19 protein-coding genes are annotated in these 21511 nt (G+C 72.8%); 12 read left to right on the top strand and 7 right to left on the bottom strand.

Features of this window, described 5'->3' with window-relative positions:
* Nucleotides 1-43: 43 nt before the first annotated feature.
* The gene (locus ACQPYA_RS09230; protein ID WP_433532198.1) at nucleotides 44-649 is read left to right on the top strand and encodes a hypothetical protein; all 606 of its coding nucleotides are present in this window, start codon (nucleotides 44-46) and stop codon (nucleotides 647-649) included.
* Nucleotides 650-869: 220 nt separating this feature from the next.
* Entirely contained in the window at nucleotides 870-3092 is a 2223-nt protein-coding gene (locus ACQPYA_RS09225; RefSeq protein ID WP_433533441.1) for a HelD family protein, read from the top strand.
* 60 nt (nucleotides 3093-3152) lie between these two features.
* Here the strand turns inward: ACQPYA_RS09225 and ACQPYA_RS09220 are convergent, their stop codons facing one another.
* The gene (locus ACQPYA_RS09220) at nucleotides 3153-3548 is read right to left on the bottom strand and encodes a hypothetical protein (protein ID WP_433532197.1); all 396 of its coding nucleotides are present in this window, start codon (nucleotides 3546-3548) and stop codon (nucleotides 3153-3155) included.
* Between the two features lie 458 nt (nucleotides 3549-4006).
* On the opposite strand from ACQPYA_RS09220, the gene ACQPYA_RS09215 reads away from it, so the two are divergent.
* A complete protein-coding gene (locus ACQPYA_RS09215) occupies nucleotides 4007-4387 on the top strand; it encodes a hypothetical protein (RefSeq protein ID WP_433532196.1) in 381 nt (126 codons plus the stop codon).
* Between the two features lie 66 nt (nucleotides 4388-4453).
* Here ACQPYA_RS09215 and ACQPYA_RS09210 read toward each other — a convergent pair whose 3' ends face one another.
* Nucleotides 4454-5557: a sporulation protein gene (locus tag ACQPYA_RS09210; RefSeq protein ID WP_433532195.1), complete on the bottom strand. Its 1104-nt coding sequence runs from the start codon at nucleotides 5555-5557 to the stop codon at nucleotides 4454-4456.
* 324 nt (nucleotides 5558-5881) lie between these two features.
* On the opposite strand from ACQPYA_RS09210, the gene ACQPYA_RS09205 reads away from it, so the two are divergent.
* A complete protein-coding gene (locus tag ACQPYA_RS09205; RefSeq protein ID WP_433533440.1) occupies nucleotides 5882-6274 on the top strand; it encodes a YciI family protein in 393 nt (130 codons plus the stop codon).
* Nucleotides 6271-7512: an RNA polymerase sigma factor gene (locus ACQPYA_RS09200; protein WP_433532194.1), complete on the top strand. Its 1242-nt coding sequence runs from the start codon at nucleotides 6271-6273 to the stop codon at nucleotides 7510-7512. The genes ACQPYA_RS09205 and ACQPYA_RS09200 overlap by 4 nt, the downstream gene beginning before the upstream one ends.
* Before the next feature lie 123 nt (nucleotides 7513-7635).
* On the opposite strand, the gene ACQPYA_RS09195 is transcribed toward ACQPYA_RS09200, so the two are convergent.
* Nucleotides 7636-9009 carry a cellulase family glycosylhydrolase gene (locus ACQPYA_RS09195; RefSeq protein WP_433532193.1) on the bottom strand — a complete coding sequence of 458 codons (1374 nt, stop codon included), beginning with the start codon at nucleotides 9007-9009 and terminating at the stop codon, nucleotides 7636-7638.
* Nucleotides 9010-9373: 364 nt separating this feature from the next.
* Between ACQPYA_RS09195 and ACQPYA_RS09190 the strand changes: the two genes are divergently transcribed.
* On the top strand, nucleotides 9374-10336 hold the full coding sequence (locus ACQPYA_RS09190) for a TIGR03557 family F420-dependent LLM class oxidoreductase (protein WP_433532192.1): 963 nt from the start codon (nucleotides 9374-9376) through the stop codon (nucleotides 10334-10336).
* Nucleotides 10337-10518: 182 nt separating this feature from the next.
* Here the strand turns inward: ACQPYA_RS09190 and ACQPYA_RS09185 are convergent, their stop codons facing one another.
* The 3 genes from ACQPYA_RS09185 to ACQPYA_RS09175 form a co-directional block, all read right to left on the bottom strand.
* Nucleotides 10519-11466 carry a diacylglycerol/lipid kinase family protein gene (locus tag ACQPYA_RS09185; protein WP_433532191.1) on the bottom strand — a complete coding sequence of 316 codons (948 nt, stop codon included), beginning with the start codon at nucleotides 11464-11466 and terminating at the stop codon, nucleotides 10519-10521.
* 109 nt (nucleotides 11467-11575) lie between these two features.
* Nucleotides 11576-12154, bottom strand: coding sequence for a Clp protease N-terminal domain-containing protein (locus tag ACQPYA_RS09180; RefSeq protein WP_433533439.1), 579 nt, complete (start codon nucleotides 12152-12154; stop codon nucleotides 11576-11578).
* Nucleotides 12154-12390: an HTH domain-containing protein gene (locus ACQPYA_RS09175; RefSeq protein ID WP_111218248.1), complete on the bottom strand. Its 237-nt coding sequence runs from the start codon at nucleotides 12388-12390 to the stop codon at nucleotides 12154-12156. The genes ACQPYA_RS09180 and ACQPYA_RS09175 overlap by 1 nt, the downstream gene beginning before the upstream one ends.
* Nucleotides 12391-12516: 126 nt before the next feature.
* Between ACQPYA_RS09175 and ACQPYA_RS09170 the strand changes: the two genes are divergently transcribed.
* The 5 genes from ACQPYA_RS09170 (at nucleotide 12517) to ACQPYA_RS09150 (ending at nucleotide 19515) form a co-directional block, all read left to right on the top strand.
* A complete protein-coding gene (locus ACQPYA_RS09170; protein WP_433532190.1) occupies nucleotides 12517-13344 on the top strand; it encodes a universal stress protein in 828 nt (275 codons plus the stop codon).
* A 117-nt stretch (nucleotides 13345-13461) separates the two neighbouring features.
* The gene (locus ACQPYA_RS09165) at nucleotides 13462-15855 is read left to right on the top strand and encodes a phosphoketolase family protein (RefSeq protein ID WP_433532189.1); all 2394 of its coding nucleotides are present in this window, start codon (nucleotides 13462-13464) and stop codon (nucleotides 15853-15855) included.
* A 10-nt stretch (nucleotides 15856-15865) separates the two neighbouring features.
* Nucleotides 15866-16744 (top strand): universal stress protein, encoded by an 879-nt coding sequence (locus ACQPYA_RS09160; RefSeq protein ID WP_433532188.1) that lies wholly within the window; start codon nucleotides 15866-15868, stop codon nucleotides 16742-16744.
* An 18-nt stretch (nucleotides 16745-16762) separates the two neighbouring features.
* Nucleotides 16763-17770, top strand: a complete 1008-nt coding sequence (locus ACQPYA_RS09155) for an Acg family FMN-binding oxidoreductase (RefSeq protein ID WP_433532187.1) — start codon at nucleotides 16763-16765, stop codon at nucleotides 17768-17770.
* Nucleotides 17771-17841: 71 nt separating this feature from the next.
* Nucleotides 17842-19515 (top strand): GAF domain-containing protein, encoded by a 1674-nt coding sequence (locus ACQPYA_RS09150; protein WP_433533438.1) that lies wholly within the window; start codon nucleotides 17842-17844, stop codon nucleotides 19513-19515.
* Between the two features lie 22 nt (nucleotides 19516-19537).
* Here ACQPYA_RS09150 and ACQPYA_RS09145 read toward each other — a convergent pair whose 3' ends face one another.
* Nucleotides 19538-20176 carry a response regulator gene (locus ACQPYA_RS09145; protein WP_433532186.1) on the bottom strand — a complete coding sequence of 213 codons (639 nt, stop codon included), beginning with the start codon at nucleotides 20174-20176 and terminating at the stop codon, nucleotides 19538-19540.
* 231 nt (nucleotides 20177-20407) lie between these two features.
* Here ACQPYA_RS09145 and ACQPYA_RS09140 point away from each other — a divergent pair, with 231 nt between their 5' ends.
* On the top strand, nucleotides 20408-21403 hold the full coding sequence (locus ACQPYA_RS09140; RefSeq protein WP_433532185.1) for an Acg family FMN-binding oxidoreductase: 996 nt from the start codon (nucleotides 20408-20410) through the stop codon (nucleotides 21401-21403).
* The last annotated feature ends 108 nt before the right edge of the window (nucleotides 21404-21511 follow it).

Raw genomic sequence — 21511 nt, 5'->3', positions numbered from 1 at the left:
CGACCAGTCGACCGGGTATCCGCACGCCGACCAGTCGACCTCCGTGCCGCCGAGCGTGGTCGGGCTGACCGGCCCGTCACCGCAGGCCCCCGGGGTGTACCGGCTGCGCCGGATCGACCCGCAGCAGCCGGAGCAGCCGTCGCGGCTGCTCCCGGTGCCGGTACGCCGCATCACCCCGACCGCACCCCAGCAGGCCAACCGCCTGGCGCCGATCATCATCGCGGGCATCGTGGTGGTGCTGCTCGGTGCCGCCGCGGTGATCGCCGGAGTGTCCCGGGTCGGCGGGGGCGGCAGCCCGGCCCCGCCCAGCGCGAGCGACGCCCCGAGCAGCCCGCCGGCCGCGACGGCCTCCGCCCCCGGCACGACCTCCGCCTTCCCCGGCGCACCACCCGCCCGGGTCGCCTTGCAGGACAATCGCGACAGCGTGACGCTGAGCTGGCGGTACCCGGCCGGCAGCGAGGGGCCGGTGATCGTCTCCGGCGGCCGGACCGGCCAGCCGCCCGGCCCCTTCGCCGACCTGCCCGCCGGCACGGAGAGCTTCGTCGTCTACGGCCTGAACCGCAGTCTCGACTACTGCTTCACGGTCGCCGTCGCCTGGTCCACCGACACCGTCGCCCGCTCCGGCGAGGTCTGCACCGAGCGTCGCTGACCGTGACCGGCAAGGTCAGCGCACGGTGGTGTGACGGGATCGATGCTGCCTGGTTCCGCCGTTCGCCACGCGGTATCTTTACGAGTTCAGGCACAAAAAAGAACGGCCCAGAAAAGCCGTCCTGAAACCGAACTCTAACCAATTGGGAGACGGATTGTCAAGGCACTCCGGCGGTTCGCCGTCCGACGACGAGATCGGCCGCGAGCAGGAGTACGTCTCGATGCTCTACCAGCGCCTGGACGACCTGCGGGAGCAGGCGTCCCGGCGGCTGACCGACGAGCTGCGGGCGACCGGCGGCACGTTACAGGCCCGTTCCCAGCGCGACAGCGCGGTACGCATGTACGCCGACCAGGTCGAACAGTTCTCGGCGGTGGAGAACGGCCTGTGCTTCGGCCGGCTGGACACCGACGACGGCGAACGCCACTACGTCGGCCGGATCGGGATCTTCGACACCGACGGTGACTACGACCCGCTGCTGATGGACTGGCGTGCCCCGGCCGCCCGCGCCTTCTACCTCGCCACCGCCGCCAACCCGCAGGGCATCCGGCGGCGTCGGCACCTGCGTACCCGGCAACGCAAGGTGATCGCCCTCAACGACGAGGTGCTCGACCTGGCCGCCGCCTCGCCCACCGCGCACGAGGAGCTGACCGGAGAGGCGTCGCTGCTGGCCGCGCTCAACGCGGGCCGCACCGGCCGGATGCGCGACATCGTCGAGACCATCCAGGCCGAACAGGACCACATCATCCGGGCCGACCTGCCCGGGGTGCTGGTGGTGCAGGGTGGCCCCGGCACCGGCAAGACCGCGGTGGCGCTGCACCGGGCCGCGTACCTGCTCTACACCCACCGCCGGCAGCTCTCCACCCGGGGTGTGCTGCTGGTCGGGCCGAACGTCACCTTCCTGCGCTACATCTCGCAGGTGCTGCCCACCTTGGCCGAGACGGGGGTGCTGCTGCGTACCCAGGGCGATCTCTTCCCCGGGGTGAACGCCCGGCGCGCGGAGCCCGCCGCCACCGCCGCCCTCAAGGGACGGTCCGTGCTGGTCGAGGTGCTGGCCAACGCGGTACGCGACCGGCAGCGGGTGCCCGACCAGCCACTGGAGATCGAGTTGCCGCAGCGGGAGCTGCTGGTCCTCGATCCGGCGACCGTGCGGTCGGCCCGGGACCAGGCCCGCCGCAGCGGACGGCCGCACAACCTGGCCCGCGCGGTCTTCGACATCGAGATCGTCCACGCCCTCGCCGACCAGGTCGCCGAGCGGATCGGCGCCGACCCGCTGGGCGGCGAGAACCTGCTGGACGAGGCGGACATCGCCGAGATCCGCCGCGAGCTGCGCGAGGAGCCGGAGGTCCGGGCGACGCTGGACGAGCTGTGGCCGGTGCTCACCCCGCAACGCCTGCTCGCCGACCTGTACGCCTCGACCGACCGGATCGCCACCGCCGCGCCGATGCTCACCGCCGCCGAGCGGGCCGCGCTGCACCGCGAACCGGGCGGCTGGACCCCGGCGGACGTGCCGCTGCTGGACGAGGCGGCGGAGCTGCTCGGCGAGGACGACCGGGCCGCCGCCGCCCGCCGGGAGCGGATCCGCGCCCTGCAACGCGAGTACGCCGAGGGCGTGCTGGAGATCGCCCGCGGCTCCCGCTCGATCGACGTCGAGGACGAGGCCGACGGCGGTGAGATCCTCGGCGTGACCGACCTGCTCGACGCCGACCAGCTGCTGGAACGGCAGGAGGAGGCGGACCGGCTCACCACCGCGCAACGGGCGGCGGCCGACCGTTCGTGGGCCTTCGGCCACGTCATCGTCGACGAGGCGCAGGAGTTGTCGCCGATGGCCTGGCGGCTGCTGATGCGCCGCTGCCCGAGCCGCTCGATGACCATCGTGGGCGACGTGGCGCAGACCGGGGCGCTGGCCGGCACGCCGTCCTGGGCCGATGCGCTCGCGCCGTACGTGGCGGACCGGTGGCGGCTGGCCGAGTTGACCGTCAGCTACCGCACCCCCGCCGAGATCATGGCGGTGGCCGCCGGCGTACTGACCGAGATCGACCCGGCGCTGCGCCCACCCCGCGCCGTCCGCTCCAGCGGTTTCCCGCCGGTCTCCCGCAGCATGCCGGCGCAGCGGCTGGCGGCGGAGTTGGTCGAGGTCGCCACGGCGGAGGCGGCCGGGCTGGCCGACGGCCGGCTCGGAGTGATCGTGCCGGCCGCCCACGTCGACGACCTCGGGGCCGCGTTGACCGCCGCGCTGCCCGAGGCGGCCGTCGGCGAGCAGCCCGACCTGGAGAGCCGGGTCGTGGTGCTGACCGTCGCCGAGGCGAAGGGCCTGGAGTTCGACTCGGTCATCGTGGTCGACCCCGACCGCATCATCACCGAGTCCCCCCGGGGCCGCAGCGACCTCTACGTGGCCCTGACCCGCGCCACCCAACGCCTGACCACCCTTGCCCCCACCCCCTGACCGGGTTGGCCATGAGGTTGGCGGCGACCTCGATCTGCGAATCCGCCGCCAACCTCATGATCAACGGGGTGGGTGGGGCGGGTGGGTGGACTGGTCGCTGGTGCTGCCGGCGGAGGGGGTGCTGAGGCCGCCGGTGGTGGCGTCACCGGTGGTGGTCGGGGCCACCTTGCCCCGGTGGCGCTCCGGTTGGCGGGCCAGCCGGCGGACACTGGCCGGGCCGGCCGTACCGCCGGTCGTGGTGATCGCGCCCTGACCACGGGTGGGTCCACCGTCGCGCAGCACGGTGGGATCGATCGGCACGTGCGCCGGATCGTCCACATCGTCACGCTGGATGGCGCTCTCCACATCGGTGGGCGGCACGGTCACCTCGTCCACCGCGCCCTCGCCGTACACGCCGCCGGCGATCCGCTCCTCGGCCCGGCGGGCGGCGTCCTGTCGGATGTCGTCCTCACGCACGATCCATCACCTCGCAGAAGCGTTGGTCACTCTGCGTGCCCGGTGGCCGGTGGGCCAAACCCGCGCCCGCCGCTCCGGCCCGGCAGCGGCACCCAGCCCGGCATACCGCTACGAACCAGACGTACGACCCTTAAGCGTCCGTTCCCGGCCCCGGTGATGTCTGGGGCGCGCAACGCCGCCGGCCGTCGGCTGGGGCCCGCCGCAGGCCGGCCAGTTCTCACGAAACGCGCCCTCGCGACGCCCCCGCAAGATGCTCGCTACCTGCTTACTCCACGCGCGGTGGCCACCCAGGGCGCCGCCCGCCGTCGAGATTCCGTCGGGCGAGCCGGTGTTACTGCCCCCGAGGCAACGGGTAGACCCGTGGTGCCCCCGCCAAGTGCGCGAACCGTGCCGTGGCCGACACGCGGTAGCGGGGCGAGGGTCGCAGGTTACGACTCATCACATCCTGAGGAGGACAGATGAGCACGCAGGCTGCATCCACCAGGCCGGCGAACCGTCCGCAGCAGGACATGCAGCATCGCCAGGCCATGCAAGAGGCACCGACCCGTCCGATGCCGGCAATGCACGACGGACACCGGGAACAGATGCCGTCGCCGGGTACGGAGACCAAGCAGTCGTTCCTGACCACGGAATTCTGGATCTACGCGGCAGCCGTCGCCCTGGTGGTGATCTCCGCCTTCTGGAAGGGCACGACCGCGAACGGGCTGAACCTGAACAACCCGACCCAGTCGTGGTTCTTCATCACCCTGCTGACGATCGGTTACCTCGTCAGCCGCGGTCTGGCCAAGGCCGGTAGCCAGCGGCGGTCCTTCGCCGAGCGCCGTCAGCGCGGGCGCTGACCTCCGCGCGTAACCACGTTGGCCCTCCGGGAGCATCCCGGAGGGCCAACGTCCTGTTGCGACGGCCTAGAACTCCTCGAAGCCGCCGAAGTCCCCGCCACCGAAGTCGCCCCCGAAGTCCTCGGCGGCGCCGCCGAGGTCACCGGCCGCCTCGGCGATCTGCTCCTCGCCGCCCTCGAAGGCGTTGCCGATCAGGTGACCGGCCAGCATGCCACCGGCGGCACCGAGCGCCGCGCCGGCCACGACTCCCCCCATGCCGACGCCACCACGGCGCTGCTGCGGGTGGCCGTACCTGTTCGGCGCGCCGTACCCGGGCTGGCCGTAGCCCTGCGGGGCGCCGTAGCCCTGCTGGCCGAAGCCGGGCGCGCCGTAGCCCTGAGGGCCGAACGCCTGGGCCCGCAACGCGCCGAACCGCCCGATCGTCTCCTGGATCCAGCCGTCGACCACCTGCACCCAGTCCGACCGCTCGGCGTCGGTGTGCGCCACCTGGTAACGCCCGAAGACGTCGTGCCCCGGGGTGAGGAAGCCGCCGCGCTTGTCGCACTCCAGCACCACGTCGACGCCGTGCGGGTTGGTCACGAAGGTCAGCTCAAGCTCGTTCACGGTCTGCGCGTACTGCGGCGCGGCGAAGAACTCGATCTCCTGGTAGAACGGCAGCGTCTGCGGCACGCCGTGGATCACGCCCCGCTCCAGGTCGGCCTTCTTGAACCGGAAGCCGAGCTGGAGGAACGCCTCCAGGATCCGCTCCTGCACCGGCAGCGGATGCACGTGGATCTCGTCCAGGTCGCCCTTGTCGACCGCGCGGGCCACCGCCAGCTCGGTACGCAGCCCCAGCGTCATGCCGTGCAGCCGCTGGCCGTACACCGCGGTGATCGGGGTCTCCCACGGCAGCGGCAGCTGGAACGGGATGGCCAGCGCCTGCTTGGGAGCGAGCTGGAACGCACCGCTGACCACCTGCCGGTGGAACTCCATCACACCGGCCTGCTCGCCGACCTCGACCCGGCTGACGAGGCCGATGACGATCTGCTCGATGCTCGCCGCGGCCTCTCCGCCGAGCAGGTTGACCTGACCGCCGAGGGTCTGACCGGGCTGGGTGTTCGGGTTGGACAGGACGGTATCCACACTGGGACCGCCCACACCCAAAGCGCTCAACATCTTCTTGAAGACCATCGGTACTCCTGCGGGGTCTGGTGCCCGGGCTCCCTATAGGAGCGGACGCTGACCGCCGCACGCTATCGAGCGGGCCTGTGAGATCGCTGAAAGCTGCCAGCGGTCAGCCGAAGGAAAGCGTCTTCACGCCCCGCAGAAACCCCGTCCACTCCTTAGACGAGTAGAGGATCGTGCCAACAGGCGGGCGGGGGTGGGGTGGGATGACGGCGGTCGCGGGTTCGGGTTTTTTGGGGTCGGGTGTCGAGGAGGATGTTGTTGGCTTCTACCTGGGGGTGAGAGCACCGATGATGGGTGCGTGGCCGTGAGGAGACAGCCGTGAAGTACATGCTGCTGATGCAGTTCAGCGCCGCCGGGACCGACTTCCCGCAGATCCACACCTGGACGCCGGAGGAGATCAGCGCGCACATCGGGTTCATGGGCGAGGTCAACGCGAAGCTGGTCGCCGACGGTGAGTGGGTCGACGGGCAGGGGCTCGCCGGGCCGGCGCAGGCGAAGATCGTACGTGCGGGGGCCGGCGGCGCGCCGGTGGTGACCGAGGGGCCGTTCGCCGAGACGAAGGAGTTCCTCGCCGGCTTCTGGATCGTCGACGTCGAGAGTCCCGAGCGGGCGGTGGCGATCGCCGCGTGGGTCTCCGCCGCGCCCGGGCCGGGCGGCAGGCCGCTCAACATGCCGATCGAGGTGCACCCGGTGATGTCCGCACCGCCGCAGGACGTGTGACGGGTCATCCGCTGACCGAGGACCTGCTGCGTGAACTCGCGCCGCAGGTCCTCGGCGTGCTCGCCCGCCGGTTCGGCGACTTCGCCACCGCCGAGGACGCGGTGCAGGAGGCCCTGCTGGCCGCCGCCACCCAGTGGCCGCAGGAGGGGGTGCCGGAGAACCCGCGCGGCTGGCTGATCCAGGTCGCGTACCGGCGGATGATCGAGATGGTCCGGGCCGAGCAGGCCCGTCGGGCCCGGGAGGACCTGGCCGCCCGGCGGGAGCCGGCAGACCGGCGCAGCGTACCGGCGGTCGACGCGCTGCTGACCGCGGACCGCGACGACACCCTGGTGCTGCTCCTGCTCTGTTGTCATCCGGCGTTGTCGCCCGCCTCGGCCATCGCGCTCACCCTGCGGGCGGTCGGTGGTCTGACCACGGCCGAGATCGCCCGCGCGTTCCTGGTGCCGGAGGCCACCATGGCGCAGCGGATCAGCCGGGCCAAGCAACGCATCAGAGCATCCGGTACGCCGTTGCGGATGCCCGAGCCGGCGCAACTGCCCGTCCGGTTGGCGTCGGTGCTGCACGTGCTCTATCTGGTCTTCACCGAGGGTCACGTGGCCAGCTCGGGCGACCGGCTGCACCGGGTCGACCTGGCCCGCGAGGCGATCCGGCTGGCCCGCGCGCTGCACGCCCGGCTACCCGGCGACAGCGAGGTCGCCGGCCTGTTGGCGCTGATGCTGCTCACCGAGGCCCGCAGCGCGGCGCGCACCGGGGCGTCCGGCGAGCTGATTCCGCTGGCCGAACAGGATCGCGGCCGGTGGGACGCGACCGCGATCGCCGAGGGCGTCGCGCTGGTCACCCGGGCGCTGCCCCGGGGCCCGGTCGGGCCGTACCAGGTGCAGGCCGCCATCGCCGCGCTGCACGACGAGGCGCCGACCGCCGAGGAGACCGACTGGCCGCAGATCCTCGCCCTCTACGAGGTGCTGGCGGGCCTGTCGGCGAGCCCGGTGGTGGCCCTGAACCGGGCGGTCGCCCTCGCCATGGCGCGCGGCCCGGCCGCCGGCCTGGCCGCCCTCGACAAGCTCGACGCCGACGCCCGGCTGGTCGGTCACCACCGCCTCCACGCCGCCCGCGCCCACCTTCACGAGATGGCCGGCGACCACGACCGCGCAGTGACGCACTACCAGACCGCCGCCGCCCTCACCGCAAGCCTCCCCGAGCAGCGCTACCTCCTGATGCGCGCCGCCCGCCTGACCTGACCCACCCGCACGGGCCCCACCCGCCGCCCGCCCCGGCCGATCATGGAGTTGTGGTGGGCAGAAGGTATGCCTACGCCCGTTTTACGGGGCACCACAACTCCATGATCGACACGGCCGGGGTGGTCAGCTGGCGGTGCAGGTGGGGGTGGGGGGCGAGTTGGTGCCGGTCCAGCTGCCGAGGAAGCCGAAGTTGGTGCTGGCCCCGGCGCCGAGCCGGCCGTTGTAGTCGACGTTGCGGGCGGTCACCGTGGCCCCGCTGCTGGTGATCGTGGTGTTCCAGGACTGGGTCACCGACTGGCCGTTGGCGAAGGTCCAGCGCACCGTCCAGCCGGTGATGGCGCTGCTGCCGGCGGTCACCCGGACGTCACCCTGGAAGCCGCCCTGCCACTGACCGGTGATCGCGTACGTCGCCGTGCAGCCGGCGCCCGGCGGCGGGGTGGTCGGCGGCGGAGTCGTCGGCGGGGGCGTGGTGGGCGGAGGGGTCGTCGGCGGGGGCGTGGTGGGCGGGGTGCCGCCGAAGACGCTGGCCTCGCGCGAGGTCTGCCGGATGCCGTTGGCGCCGTTGAACAGCCGCTGACCCCAGCTGGTCAGCTGGTTCGGGTTGAAGTTGGTCGCCATGTCGAGGTACTCCACGCCACCGCCGTTGCCGCTCCACGACCAGCCGAGCCAGCCGATGCCGTTGGCCTGGCTGTAGGAGAGGATGGCGTCCTCGTCGGGGTCGCCGTCGGAGTGGTAGTGCCCGAACTCGCCGACCACGATGGGCAGCCCGGCGCTGCGGAAGCGGCCCAGGTAGTCGCTGATCTTGGCGGCGGTGTTGAAGACGCCGTACATGTGGATGGAGAAGACGGTGTTGCGGGCCGTGTCGGCGTTGAAGACCGTCGTGGCGTTGTCGCGCATGGTGAAGGACCAGTCCTGACCCCAGTTGGGGCCGTCCACCATGATCGTGTGCCCGATGCCGCCGGTGCGCAGCCGCCGGATCGCGTTGGCGGTGTCGGTGGCCCAGGACGAGTAGTTCTGGTTGCCGTACGGCTCGTTGCCGATGTTGACGATCACGTACCGTTCCTGGCCGTTGAGCGCGCTGGCGATGCTGAGCCAGTAGTCGACCGCGCGGTTCAGGGTGACGGCCCCGCTCTGCTCGCCGTAGCCGGTGGTGTCGTGCACCTCCAGCACGCAGATCAGCCGGTTGGTCCGGCACAGCTGGATCACGTTGGCCACGTCGTCGGCGCTGTTGCGGGTCCAGCGGTCGCCGCTGGAGAGCACGACCCGCACGGTGTTCGCGCCGAGCGCCTTGACGTTGGCGAAGGAGCTGGTCTGGTTCGTGTACCAGGTGTGCGCGTGGTTGACCCCGCGCATGATGAACTCGTTGCCGTTGGCGTCGTAGAGCTTGCCGCCGCTGACCGTGAAGCCGGTGGCGGCGTGCGCCGACGGGCCGAAGGCGAACACTGCGGCGACCGTCGCCAGCAGCACGGCGCCCACGCCCGCGAACAGTTTTCTCATGGCATTCCTCGCAGGAGGTTTCTCCCCCGTGCCCAGGGGGGTGCGGTGAGTGGCAGGTGTCGCGACTGCAGCCCGACAGCCGCTGCCCGGGGCCCGGCGAGGCAGGCATCAGCGTAGGCCGATGGCCTTCCGAAAACAACCGGTTCAGTACGACCGGGGCGCGCCGCCGACCCGTGACGGCCCGTGAGAACCGAGCCGTCACGGGGGCGGACATCCCCACCACAGGATGTGCATCACGCCGGCATCTGAACCGGTTCAGGACAACGGTAGGCAGGGTGCCCGGAAGCGTCAAGCATCGTCGATGGTTGACCGGACCCGACCTGGGTATCCGGAACGGTCCACCGGGCCCGGCCAAGGAGGCGTCATGGTCAGCATCGGCTACAGCCTGCTCTGCGAGCAGACAGGCCCGAAGCAGCTCGTCGACCACGCGGTACGGGCCGAGGCGGCCGGCTTCGACCAGCTCGTCATCTCCGACCACTACTACCCGTGGCTGGAGTCGCAGGGTCACTCACCGTACGCCTGGTCGGTGCTCGGCGCGGTCGCGCACGCCACCTCCCGCGCGGCGCTGATGTCCTTCGTGACCTGCCCGATCCGCCGCTACCACCCGGCGGTGGTGGCGCAGCGGGCCGCCACCATCGGGGTCCTCTCCGACGGCCGGTTCACCCTGGGCCTCGGTGCCGGGGAGAACCTCAACGAGCACGTGGTCGGCGGCTGGCCGCACGTGCAGCAGCGGCACGAGATGTTCGAGGAGGCGTTGCAGATCATCCGGCCGCTGCTGGGCGGCGAGACGCTGACCTTCTCCGGCAACCACTTCGACGTGCCGGACGCGTACGTGTGGGACCGGCCGGACTCTCCCGTACCGATGGCGGTGGCCGCGTCGGGCCGGCAGTCGGTCACCCTCGCCGCCGAGTACGCCGACGGCCTGGTCTCCACCGAGCCGGATCCGCACATCGTGGAGCTCTACGAGCGGGCCGGCGGCGCCGGCCGGCCCCGATACGGGCAGGTGGCCATCTGCTACGGCCCCGACGAGGCCGAATGCCGCAAGATCGCGCACGACCAGTTCCGCTGGTTCGGGCTGGGCTGGAAGGTCAACGCCGAGTTGCCCGGCCCGGAGTCGTTCGAGGCGGCCACCCGGGCCGTCCGCGAGGAGGACGTGGCGCAGGGGATCTCCTGCGGGCCGGACGTGGACCGGCACGTGGCGGCGTTCAAGAAGTACGTCGACGCCGGGTTCACCCATGTGGCGCTGGTCCAGATCGGTGGCGACCGCCAGCCGATGTTCCTGGACTGGGCACAGGAGCAGCTGCTGCCCCGGCTACGCGAGCTGTGAGCGGACGGGGTGTGATTTCCTGATGCGCATCGGCAACACGGAGATCCGGCCCGCCGGCGGCGGCCCCGGCTGCCTCCTGATGATCCTCTTCTCGATCGTCGCCTCGATCGTCCTCACCGTCCTGCTCAACCTCCTCATCTGACGGCCATCGCGACCGCGACCTCGTGACCGGGACTTCCTGGTCAACGGGACGGGGTGGTGGAGGTCGTCAGGTCGGAGGATCCCGCGGGGCGGGGTACGCAGAGCCAGAGTGCCCGGCGGCGGATCCGCACCCGGAGGGTGTGGCCGGGTTCGATCAGGTCGCCGTCGAGTTCGCGCGGCTGGGCGCGGTTGCTGGTGATCTCGACGTGCCGGGCGCGGAACACCTCCATCCGGGGGACGCGTTCGCGTCGGCGTACCACGGCCCACGCCAGGGCGAGCCAGTGCCGCAGCGTACGCGGGGTGAGCACGGCGATGTCGAGGTAGCCGTCGTCGGGCTCGGCGTCGGCGAGCAGGCGTACCCCGCCCTGGAGCCGGCCGACGTTGGCGACCAGCACCGAGCGGGCCCGGCGGCGGAGCGGTGACTGGTCGTCCAGCCGGATCCACACGGTCATCGGCCGGTCCCGCAGGTGCCGGGCGGCCCCGGCGAGGTACGCCGGCCAGCCGATCCGCCGTTTGGTCGTCTCGCTGGTGGCGGCCAGCATGTGGGCGTCGAACCCCATGCCGGCCATCACCGCGAAGTGCTGCCCGTCCACCTCGCCGACGTCGAGCAGCCGCCGTCCGCGCTGGACGGCCACCGCCAACCCGGCGGCCAGGTCGTTCGACAGCCCGAGGTTGGCCGCGAGCAGGTTGCCGGTGCCCTGCGGCAGGACGGCCAGCGCCACCTCGGTGCCGGCCAGGGCGCCGAGGCAGGCCATCACGGTGCCGTCGCCGCCGCAGGCGAAGACCACCTCGACGCCGGCCGCGATGGCCTGCTCGGTCTGACCCCGCCCGGAGTCGTCGACGGTGGTCTCGAACCACAACGGCTCGGGCCAGCCGGCGGCGGCGAGCGTGTCGCCGACGGTGCGGCGCACCACGCCCAGGTCGGCCACCTTGGCCGGGTTGACCACCACCGCGCTGCGCAGCGGCCGACCGTGCGGTCCAGCTTCCACGCCGCCAGTGTGCGGCACGGCGCGGGGTTCAGCGACTCGGCCAGGGCGACGGCCGGCTCCCGAGCGTCACCGCGGGGGTATCCACCCCACCGGGTTTCCGGACGCCCACTCAGGCGGCGGCGCGCAGGGCGGCCTCCACCCGGCGGCGCGTGTCGGTCAGGTCGGCTCCGGCCTCGGTGAGCACCAGGGCGGCGAGCCCGTCGCCCTCGCGCAGCAGGCCGAGCAGGATGTGTTCGGTGCCGATGTGCTTGTGGCGCAGCCGCAGCGCCTCGCGCAGGGACAGTTCCAGCACCTTCTTGGCGCGGGCGGAGAACGGGCCGCCCAGCTGCCGGCGGCGACCCCAGCGGCGACGTGGCGCCGACCCGGCCTCGCGCAGCGCGTCCGGGCCGAAGGAGTCCTCGATCCGGGCCACGATGGCGGCCAGGTCGATGCCGATCTCGCGCAACGCGGCGGCGTCGGCCTCGGCCAGGCCACTGCCGTCGGCCTCGGTGTGCCGACGAATCCGCTCGCGCAGGTCGTCGGCGGTGACGCCGGTGTCGCGGAGCACCCGGACCGCCAGGCCGTCGCCGTCGGCGAGGAGGGCGAGCAGCAGGTGCTCGGTGCCGACCGGGCGCCGCCCCTCGGCCCGGGCCTCGTCGCGTGCCCGCCGCACCACGGCGCGGGCGCGGTCGGTGAACCGTTCAAACATCATGCCTCCCAGGAGGATCCGACCGCCGGTCGCCCGGCGTGCTTCTTGTGGACTGCCTGCCGGCTGACCTCAAGCGCATCGGCGATCTCCTGCCAGGACCAGCCCTGTCGTCGGGCGTTGTCCACCTGGACCACCTCAAGTCGTTCGAGCAGCCGGCGCAGGGCGCGGACCGCGCGCAGGCCGACCCGGGGGTCGGTGCTGCCGGCCGCGGCCGCGAGTTCCGTCGCCTGACTCATGCTGTCAACTTACATTGACAGCCGCCGCCCGTCAACCTTTGTTGACACGAGTGCCACGATCGCGCCCCGGGGTCGCGGCAGCAGGGATAGCCTCAGAGCGTGGCGCGACTGCGGGGGTGATGTCGGATGGCCGCAGCCAGCGACGCGCCGGTGCTCGTCGGCATCGGTGCGGAAGGCGGCCTGCCGGTGGCCCGGCTCGCCGCGCGGGTGGCCGCCGCCCACGGCCGCGGGCTGCACCTGCTGCACGCGTTCAACTGGGCCACCCCCGACGCGCCGGCGGTCACCGCTTCCCGGACCGACGCCGAGCGACTGCTCTCCGAGGCCATCGCGGCGGCCAACCAGAGCGAGCCGGACGCCCCGGTCAGCACCGAGATCGTCGAGGGCTCCCCGGTCATGGCCCTCGTCCGCAAGTCCGAATCGGCCTTCCTGGTGGCCATCGGCGACGGCGGGATGGCCCACTGCGACGACTGCATCCCGGCCGACAGCCCCGCCCTCCAGGTGGCCGCCCGCGCCGAGTGCCCGGTGCTGGTCGCCCGGCAGGACCCGCCACCGCAGGGCCCGGTGCTGGTCGGGGTCGACGGCTCGGCGTCCGCCGAGATCGCGCTGAGCTGGGCGCTGGCCTGCGCCAGCCGGCACCGGTCACGGCTGCTGGCGATCTGGGTGGTCGAGACGGAGGCGGCGATCGAGTCGGCCACCGGCCGGCTGCACGACCTGGTCGCCGGCCACACCCCCGGGCTTTCCGACATCGCCGTCGAGTGTCATGTCATTCGGGGCGAGCCGGGTGACGTACTGGTCGAGCAGTCGCGTTCGGCGCAGCTGGTGGTGGTCGCCGCCCGGGGCGACGAGCCGTGGCGCGGCATGCTCGGCGCGGTCAGCCAGTCGTTGCTCTACCACTCACCGGCGCCGGTGATCGTGGTCCGCGGCGCCACCGGCCCGCCGGCCGACGGGTCGTGACACCCACGACGGCGGGACCAACGGCCCTGATCCACGCCCGACGTTCCGGCAAAGCTGAAACTGGAAACCGCGTGTTGCGGATGCAGGATCCACCGACCCGCGAGAGGCTCATTCGGTATGGACACCGCCGTAGACCTGCCAAGCACCCTGACCGATGACGAACTGCGCCGGTTGGACGCCTACTGGCGGGCCGCCAACTACCTCACCGTCGGGCAGATCTACCTGCTGGACAATCCCCTGTTGCGCGAACCGCTCGCCCCCGAACACGTCAAGCCCCGGCTGCTGGGCCACTGGGGCACCTCCCCCGGCCTGAACCTGGTCTACGCCCACCTGAACCGGGTCATCGTCGCCCGCGACCTGCCGGCCATCTTCATCGCCGGCCCCGGTCACGGCGGCCCGGCGGTCGTCGCGAACACCTGGCTGGAGGGCACCTGGAGCGACCGTTACCACGGCATCGGCCGCGACGAGACCGGCATGGCCCGGCTGTTCCGGCAGTTCTCCTTCCCCGGCGGCATCCCGAGCCATGTCGCGGCGGAGGTGCCGGGCTCGATCCACGAGGGCGGCGAGCTGGGGTACGCGCTGAGCCACGCCTACGGCGCCGCCTTCGACAACCCGGATCTGCTGGTCGCCTGCGTCATCGGCGACGGGGAGGCGGAGACCGGGCCGCTGGCCGGCAGCTGGCTGTCCAACGCGTTCCTCAACCCGGCCCGCGACGGCGCGGTGCTGCCCATCCTGCACCTCAACGGATACAAGATCGCCAACCCGACCGTGCTGGACCGGATACCCGAGTCCGACCTGCTCGACCTCATGCGCGGCTACGGCTACCAGCCGTACGTGGTCGCCGGTGACGAGCCGGCCGCCGTGCACGAGACGCTCGCCGCCACCCTCGACCGGGCGCTCGACGAGATCGCCGAGATCCAGCGTCAGGCCCGCTCGGGCGCGGCCGTGACGCGCCCCCGCTGGCCGATGATCATCCTGCGCACGCCGAAGGGCTGGACCGGCCCGCGCGAGGTCGACGGCAAGCAGGTCGAGGGGACCTACCGCGCCCACCAGGTGCCGCTGTCCGAGGTGCGCACCAACCCGGCGCACCTCGCCGAGCTGGAGCGCTGGCTGCGCAGCTACCGGCCGGAGGAACTCTTCGACGCCACCGGCGCCCCGGTCGCCGAGCTGGCCGCGCTGCCGCCCCGCGGCGACCGGCGGATGAGCGCCAACCCGGTCACCAACGGTGGGCAGGTGCTGCGCGACCTGGTCCTGCCGGACTTCCGCGACTACGCCGTCGACGTGCCCCGGCCCGGCGCGACGGCCACCAGCGCCACCGGCGAACTCGGCAAGTGGATGCGCGACGTGATCGCCGCCAACCCGCAGACCTTCCGCCTCTTCGGCCCGGACGAGGTCGCCTCCAACCGGCTCCAGGCGGCCTTCGAGGTCACCGACCGGGCCTGGACGGCCGGCACGGTCCCCGGCGACGACCACCTCTCCCCCGACGGGCGGGTGATGGAGGTCCTCTCCGAGCACCTGTGCCAGGGCTGGCTGGAGGGTTACCTGCTGACCGGTCGGCACGGCATCTTCACCAGCTACGAGGCGTTCATCCACATCGTCGACTCGATGGTCAACCAGCACGCCAAGTGGCTGAAGGTGACCCGGGCCATCCCCTGGCGGCAGCCGGTGGCGTCGCTGAACTACCTGCTCTCCAGCCACGTCTGGCGGCAGGACCACAACGGCTTCTCGCACCAGGACCCGGGCTTCATCGACCACGTGATGAACAAGAAGGCCGAGGTCGTCCGGGTCTACCTGCCCCCGGACGCGAACACCCTGCTCTCCACCATGGACCACTGCCTGCGCAGCCGGCACTACATCAACGTGGTGGTGGCCGGCAAGCAGTCCGCACCGAACTGGCTGACCATGGACGAGGCCGTCCAGCACTGCCGGCGCGGCCTGGGCATCTGGGACTGGGCCAGCACCGACGACGGCAGCGAGCCGGACGTCGTCCTCGCCTGCGCCGGTGACGTACCGACGCTGGAGACCCTCGCCGCGGCGGAGCTGCTGCGCCAGCACCTGCCCGAGCTGAAGGTGCGGGTGATCAACGTGGTCGACCTGATGCGCCTCCAGCCCTCCAGCGAGCACCCGCACGGCCTGCCGGACTCGGAGTTCGACACGCTGTTCACCCGGGACAAGCCGATCATCTTCGCGTACCACGGCTACCCGTGGCTGATCCACCGGCTCACCTACCGCCGCACCAACCACGACAACCTGCACGTGCGCGGCTACAAGGAGGAGGGCACCACCACCACGCCGTTCGACATGGTGATGCTCAACGACCTGGACCGCTTCCACCTCGTGATCGACGTGATCGACCGGGTGCCCGGGCTGGCCGCCCGCGCCGCGCACCTGCGGCAGGAGATGAGCGACGCCCGCCAGGCCAGCCGCGACTACACCCGCCGGTACGGCGAGGACGACCCCCGGGTGGCCGAGTGGCGTTGGGTCCGTCCGACCGACCAGACCAACCCCTGAGGAGGTTCCGATGGCGACTGACGCGGAGATCCTGGTGGGCTACGACGGCTCCCCGGACGCGGCGGCGGCCCTGGAGTGGGCGCTGGATCAGGCCCGCCGTGACGGCCGGGAGGTCCGGCTGGCGTACGTCTTCGAATGGCTCACCGTGGCCGGCTGGGTCGGCCCCGGCGTGATGCCGGGGATGTGGCCCGACGAGCAGGCCCGCCAGCAGGTCGAGGAGTTGGTCGGCAAGGCGGCTGCCGACGCCGCCGCCGCGCATCCCGACCTGACCGTCCGGGGTGAGGTGCTGGACGGCCCGCCCGCCCTGGTGCTGGAGGAGGGTTCGGCCCAGGCCGGACTGCTCGTGCTGGGCAGCCGCGGGCAGGGCGGCTTCACCGGTCTGCTCGCCGGCTCGACCGCCGTCAGCGTCACCGCGCACGCGCACTGCCCGGTGGTGGTGGTCCGCCGCGAAACGGCCGGCGCTACCCGGACCGGGCACATCGCGGTCGGCGTGGACGGCTCGGAACAGTCCCTGCTCGCCCTCGGCTACGCCTTCGAGCAGGCGGCCCTGCGCCGGGTGCCGCTGCACGTGGTACGGGCCTGGCAGCCACGCCGCGAGCAGTGGCACCTCACCGGCGAGCGGGCCCGCGACGCGGCCGTCGCCGAGCACACCGCCGAGCTGGACGAGCCGGTGCGCCGCTGGCAGGAGACCTTCCCCGAGGTGGAGGTGACCGTCGAGACGGCCACCGCCGCCCCCGCCGGCCTGTTGATCGACGCCAGCCGCAACGCGCAACTTATGGTGGTCGGCACCCGGGGCCGCGGCGGGCTGCGCGGTATGCTGCTCGGCTCGGTGAGCCAGCAGCTCATCCAACACGCCCACTGCCCCGTGGCAGTGATCCGGCAACGCTGAAACGGGAAGGTCGTGACGATGAGCCACCAGACGCCGGCTACGCACCGCCCGCTGACCACCGCCCTGGCGGAGGCCGCCGCGATGGCCGGTCACGCGCCGTCGGTGCACAACACCCAGCCGTGGCGTTGGCGGGTGCTCCCCGACGCGCTGGAGCTGCGGGTGGCCCGCGACCGCCAGCTGGCGGCGACCGACCCGGAGGGCGAGCTGCTCACCCTCAGCTGCGGCGCGGCACTGCACCACGCCCGGCTGGCGCTGGCCGCCGAGGGCTGGACGACGACCGTCCACCGGATGCCCGACCCGGCCGACCCCGACCTGTTGGCCCGGCTGACCGACCCGCAGCCCACCGGCGTCGACCCGGACGCGATGCGGATGGTGCAGTGCATGCAGGTGCGGCACACCGACCGGCGACCGGTCAGCGACGATCCGGTCGCCGGCGACACGCTGAACGCCATCGCGTCGGCCGCCGGCCAGGAGGGTGCCCGGCTGGAGCTTCTCGACCGCGACCAGGTGCTGCAACTGGCGGCCTCCGCCTCGCAGGCCGCCACGGTCGAGGCGGAGGATTCGCGGCTGCGCGAGGAGCTGGACTACTGGACCAGCCGCGCCGGTGGGCTGGGGCTGACCTCGGAGGTGCTGCCGGAGCAGCCGCCGCAGACCACCGTCCCGGGCCGGGACTTCGGCCGCCCCGGCACCCTGCCGGTCGGGCCGGGGCACGACCAGACGGCGGCGTACGCGCTGCTCTACGGCGACCAGGACGAGCCGGCCGGCTGGCTGCGCGCGGGTGAGGCGCTCTCCGCCGCCTGGCTGACCGCCACCCGGCTGGGTGTCTCGGCGGTGCCGCTGAGCGGAGTGGTGGAGGTGCCGGCGACCCGGCAGACGCTGCGCCAGGTGCTGGCCGGGCTCGGCCACCCGTACCTCGTGCTGCGCCTGGGGATCGCGGACCCGGCCCACGCCGGCCCGCCGCACACCCCGCGACTGCCCCGCGAGCAGGTGGTGGACACCTCGGCGGTGGAGGGCGGCGGCGCGTGACGGACGCCGGATAACATCGCCGGGTGACCGACGGCGCACCGAATCCCCGGCACGAGCCACCGTCGCTCGGGCTGAGTCCGCTGTCCCGGCTCCGCCTGGACGAGCTGCTTCAGGAGATGCTGGACCGGGTCGGCGAGGTGATGACCAGCCGGGAACGGCTGCGGGCGCTGCTCGACGCGGTCGTCGGGATCGGCACCGACCTGGATCTGCGCAGCACCCTGCAACGGATCGTGCAGTCGGCCTGCGAGCTGGCCGGCGCCCGGTACGGCGCGCTCGGCGTGATCGGTCCCGACCGGATGCTGCACGACTTCATCACCCACGGCATCTCCCCGGAGCTGCACGCGAAGATCGGTGACCTGCCGCACGGCCGGGGCGTGCTCGGCCTGCTGATCGACGACCCGAAGCCGCTGCGGATGCCGGACATCACCCAGCATCCGCGCTCCTACGGGTTCCCGCCGAACCACCCGCCGATGCACACCTTCCTCGGCGTGCCGGTGCGCATCCGCGAGCAGGTCTTCGGCAACCTCTACCTGGCCGAGAAGCAGGGCGGCGTCCAGTTCACCGAGGACGACGAGGAGATCGTCGTGGCGCTCGCGGCCGCCGCCGGCGTGGCGATCGAGAACGCCCGGCTCTACGCGCTGGCCCACCGGCGGGAACTCTGGCTGGCCGCCACCGCGGAGATCACCTCGCTGCTGCTCGGCGAGGTGCGGCGCACCGACGCGCTGACGCTGGTGGCCCGCCGGGCCCGGGAGGTCGCCGAGGCCGAGCTGGCCCTGGTGCTGCTCTACGACGACGAGGCCGACCACTTCACCGTGGAGGTCGTGGACGGCGCCGGCAGCCAGGCCCGCGCGCTGGTCGGCACGGTGCTGCCGGCGGCGGACACCAGCTTCGCCGGCCCGATCGCCGAGGGCCGGCACGACTCGGTGGACGACCTCGCCCACGCCGCGCCCTGGCCGGCGGTGCTGCACACCGGGCCGGCGGTGATCTCGCCGTTGGCCACCGCCGACACGCTGCACGGCGTGCTGGTCATCGCGTACGGGACCGAGCATGGCGGGGCCACCGACGACGACGTGGTGCTGCTGGGCAGTTTCGCCGGGCAGGCCGCGCTGGCCATGGAGCGGGCCCGTGGGCAGGAGGAACGGGAGCAGCTGGTGGTCCTGGAGGACCGCGAACGGATCGCCCGGGACCTGCACGACGTGGTCATCCAGCGGCTCTTCGCCACCGGCCTACAGTTGCAGAACGCGGTGCCGCTGGCCGGCAAGCCCGAGGTGGCCAAGCGGGTCAACGCCGCGGTCGACGACCTGGACGCCACCATCAAGGACATCCGCCGCACCATCTTCGAGCTGCGCAGCCCGGTGAGCGCGGCGCTGCGCACCGAGATCCGCGAGGCGGTGGAGGTGGCCGCGGAGTCGCTCGGTTTCCGGCCCCGGCTGGAGCTGACCGGGCCGGTCGACAGCGCCGTCCCGGACCCGGTCCGCCCCGACCTCACCGCGGTGCTCCGCGAGGCGCTCTCCAACGCCGTACGCCACGCCGAGGCGTCAGCGGTGTCGGTGGCGATCACCGTCAACGCCACCACGGTCACCGTGGTGGTCACCGACGACGGGGTGGGCTGCGATCCGGCCGCCGCCCGGGGCGGGCTGGTGAACCTGCGCGAACGCGCCGAGCGCCACGGCGGCACCTTCGAGGTACGCCCAGCCCAGCCGCACGGCACCGAACTGCACTGGTCGGTCCCGCTGCGGGACTGAATCCTCGCGGGGTGGCGGTGCGTCAGTGGGCCTTGCCGAGCAGGCGGGTGGCGAGGACGGCGGCCTGGGTGCGCCGTTCCAGGCCGAGCTTGGCCAGCACGCTGGAGACGTAGTTCTTGACGGTCTTCTCGGCCAGGAACATCTTGCCGGCGATCTCCCGGTTGGTCAGCCCCTCGGCGACGTACTCCAGGATCCGCCGCTCCTGCTCGGTGAGCGACTGTAGCTCGCGGGGCTGTTCCACGCCGCTGCGGATGCGCTCCAGGACCCGGGTGGTGATCGCCGGGTCGAGCAGCGACTGGCCGGCCGCCACCCGGCGGACCGCGTCGACCAGGTCGGTGCCGCGGATCTGCTTGAGCACGTACCCGGAGGCGCCGGCCATGATCGCCGCGAAGAGCGCCTCGTCGTCCTCGTACGAGGTGAGGATCAGCCCCTTGATCGAGGAGTCCACCGCCCGCACGTCGCGGCAGACGTCGATGCCGTTGCCGTCGGGCAGCCGGGCGTCGAGGATCGCCACGTCGGGCCGCAACGCCGGGATCCGGCGGGCCGCCTCCTGGGCCGAGCCGGACTCACCGACCACCTCTATGTCGCCGCTGGCGTGCAACAGGTCGGCGAGGCCACGACGGACGACCTCATGGTCGTCGAGCAAGAACACCCGGATCATCCCCCTTTTCTACCCCCTCCCACCCACCCCCCGCACGGGCCGAAAGTCCCTCCTCTCGGTTGATCAAGAAGTTTGCGTCTCCAACGGGCCCGATCCCGACCGAAAACTTTTGATCAACAAGCCCCGGGGGTAGGTGGGGGTCCCCCGGGGTCGGGACGTGTGGCCCTGCTGGGCGGGGGTGGTGGGGAGGCACCGTGGGAGGAGACCGGACTAGCGCGAGGGGGCAGGACCATGGAGACCGGTTACACCGTCGAGCAGCTGCGGGCCGCCGTGGCCGACGCGATCCGCGCGCCGTCCCTGCACAACGTCCAGCCGTGGCGGTTCCGGCTGCGCGACGGCGGGATCGAGGTGCTCGTCGACCCGACCCGCCGGCTGCCCGCCACCGACCCGAGCGGCTGGGGCGCCCGGGTCGCCGGCGGGGCGGCCCTGTTCAACCTGCGCCTGGCCCTCACGGTGTCGGGCACCCCGGCGGCGGTCCGGCTGCGCCCGTACCCGTCGGAACCGAACGTGCTGGCCCGGCTGCTGCCGGACCTGCCGCGCCGCCCCACCCCCGCCGAGCAGCACCTCTACGCGGCCATTCCCCGGCGGTTCAGCAACCGTGCCCCGTTCTGGCCCGACCCGGTCCCGGCCGACGCCCGCTGGCAGCTCGGCGAGGCGGCCCGGGCCGAGCACTGCTGGCTGGAGCTGCTGATCGGGGTCAGCGCGGTCAACGCGTTCGCCGAGATCGCCAACGGCGCGCACCGGGTCCTCGAACGCGACCCCGGCTACCGGGCCGAGCGGGCGGCCTGGGTGCGCGCCACGCACGCGCCCGACGGGGTGCCGGCGGCCGCCGGCGGCCCGCAGGCCGAGCCGCAGGACCTGCTCCCGTCGCGGAGCTTCGGCGGTTCACAGCGGGCGCCCGGCCGGGACTTCGAACCGGAGCCGCTGGTGGCGGTGCTCGGCTCGGCCGGCAACACCGCCGTCGACCAGGTCGTCGCCGGTCAGGCGTTGCAGCGGGTGCTGCTCACCGCCGCCGACGCCGGGCTGTCCGTGTCGATGCTGTCCCAGCCGATCGAGGTGCCGACGGCGCGGGAGCAGCTGCGGATGTCGCTGGGGCGCTTCGGCACGCCGCAGATGGTGATGCGGATCGGGTACGGCCAGCCGGGCCGGCCCACCCCCCGACGCCCCGTCGACGAGGTGCTGGACCTGCCGGTACGCGCCGCCCTGACCAACCAGCTGCCGACCTGATCGACTCCGCACGCCCCCGCCGAAACGGCGTCAGCCCGGGGGGCGTCGGAGCCGCCCGGGCCCGCACCGATCGCGGCAGGGCCGCGTCCACCCCGCACCCGACCCGCT

It is taken from the genome of Micromonospora sp. CA-263727 (assembly GCF_050942455.1).
Lineage (GTDB): Bacteria > Actinomycetota > Actinomycetes > Mycobacteriales > Micromonosporaceae > Micromonospora.
Note: the sequence above shows the minus strand (reverse complement) of the source record. Positions and strands in the feature narration are given on the sequence as shown.

Excerpts from the sequence above, each read along its gene's own strand:
- ACQPYA_RS09170 (WP_433532190.1), top strand. The coding sequence starts at position 12,517 with ATGGCCGCAGCCAGCGACGCGCCGGTGCTCGTCGGCATCGGTGCGGAA.
- ACQPYA_RS09155 (WP_433532187.1), top strand. The coding sequence starts at position 16,763 with ATGAGCCACCAGACGCCGGCTACGCACCGCCCGCTGACCACCGCCCTG.
- ACQPYA_RS09160 (WP_433532188.1), top strand. The coding sequence starts at position 15,866 with ATGGCGACTGACGCGGAGATCCTGGTGGGCTACGACGGCTCCCCGGAC.
- ACQPYA_RS09145 (WP_433532186.1), bottom strand. The coding sequence starts at position 20,176 with ATGATCCGGGTGTTCTTGCTCGACGACCATGAGGTCGTCCGTCGTGGC.
- ACQPYA_RS09210 (WP_433532195.1), bottom strand. The coding sequence starts at position 5,557 with ATGGTCTTCAAGAAGATGTTGAGCGCTTTGGGTGTGGGCGGTCCCAGT.
- ACQPYA_RS09165 (WP_433532189.1), top strand. The coding sequence starts at position 13,462 with ATGGACACCGCCGTAGACCTGCCAAGCACCCTGACCGATGACGAACTG.
- ACQPYA_RS09205 (WP_433533440.1), top strand. The coding sequence starts at position 5,882 with ATGCTGCTGATGCAGTTCAGCGCCGCCGGGACCGACTTCCCGCAGATC.
- ACQPYA_RS09190 (WP_433532192.1), top strand. The coding sequence starts at position 9,374 with ATGGTCAGCATCGGCTACAGCCTGCTCTGCGAGCAGACAGGCCCGAAG.
- ACQPYA_RS09195 (WP_433532193.1), bottom strand. The coding sequence starts at position 9,009 with ATGAGAAAACTGTTCGCGGGCGTGGGCGCCGTGCTGCTGGCGACGGTC.
- ACQPYA_RS09215 (WP_433532196.1), top strand. The coding sequence starts at position 4,007 with ATGAGCACGCAGGCTGCATCCACCAGGCCGGCGAACCGTCCGCAGCAG.
- ACQPYA_RS09175 (WP_111218248.1), bottom strand. The coding sequence starts at position 12,390 with ATGAGTCAGGCGACGGAACTCGCGGCCGCGGCCGGCAGCACCGACCCC.
- ACQPYA_RS09140 (WP_433532185.1), top strand. The coding sequence starts at position 20,408 with ATGGAGACCGGTTACACCGTCGAGCAGCTGCGGGCCGCCGTGGCCGAC.
- ACQPYA_RS09225 (WP_433533441.1), top strand. The coding sequence starts at position 870 with ATGCTCTACCAGCGCCTGGACGACCTGCGGGAGCAGGCGTCCCGGCGG.
- ACQPYA_RS09180 (WP_433533439.1), bottom strand. The coding sequence starts at position 12,154 with ATGTTTGAACGGTTCACCGACCGCGCCCGCGCCGTGGTGCGGCGGGCA.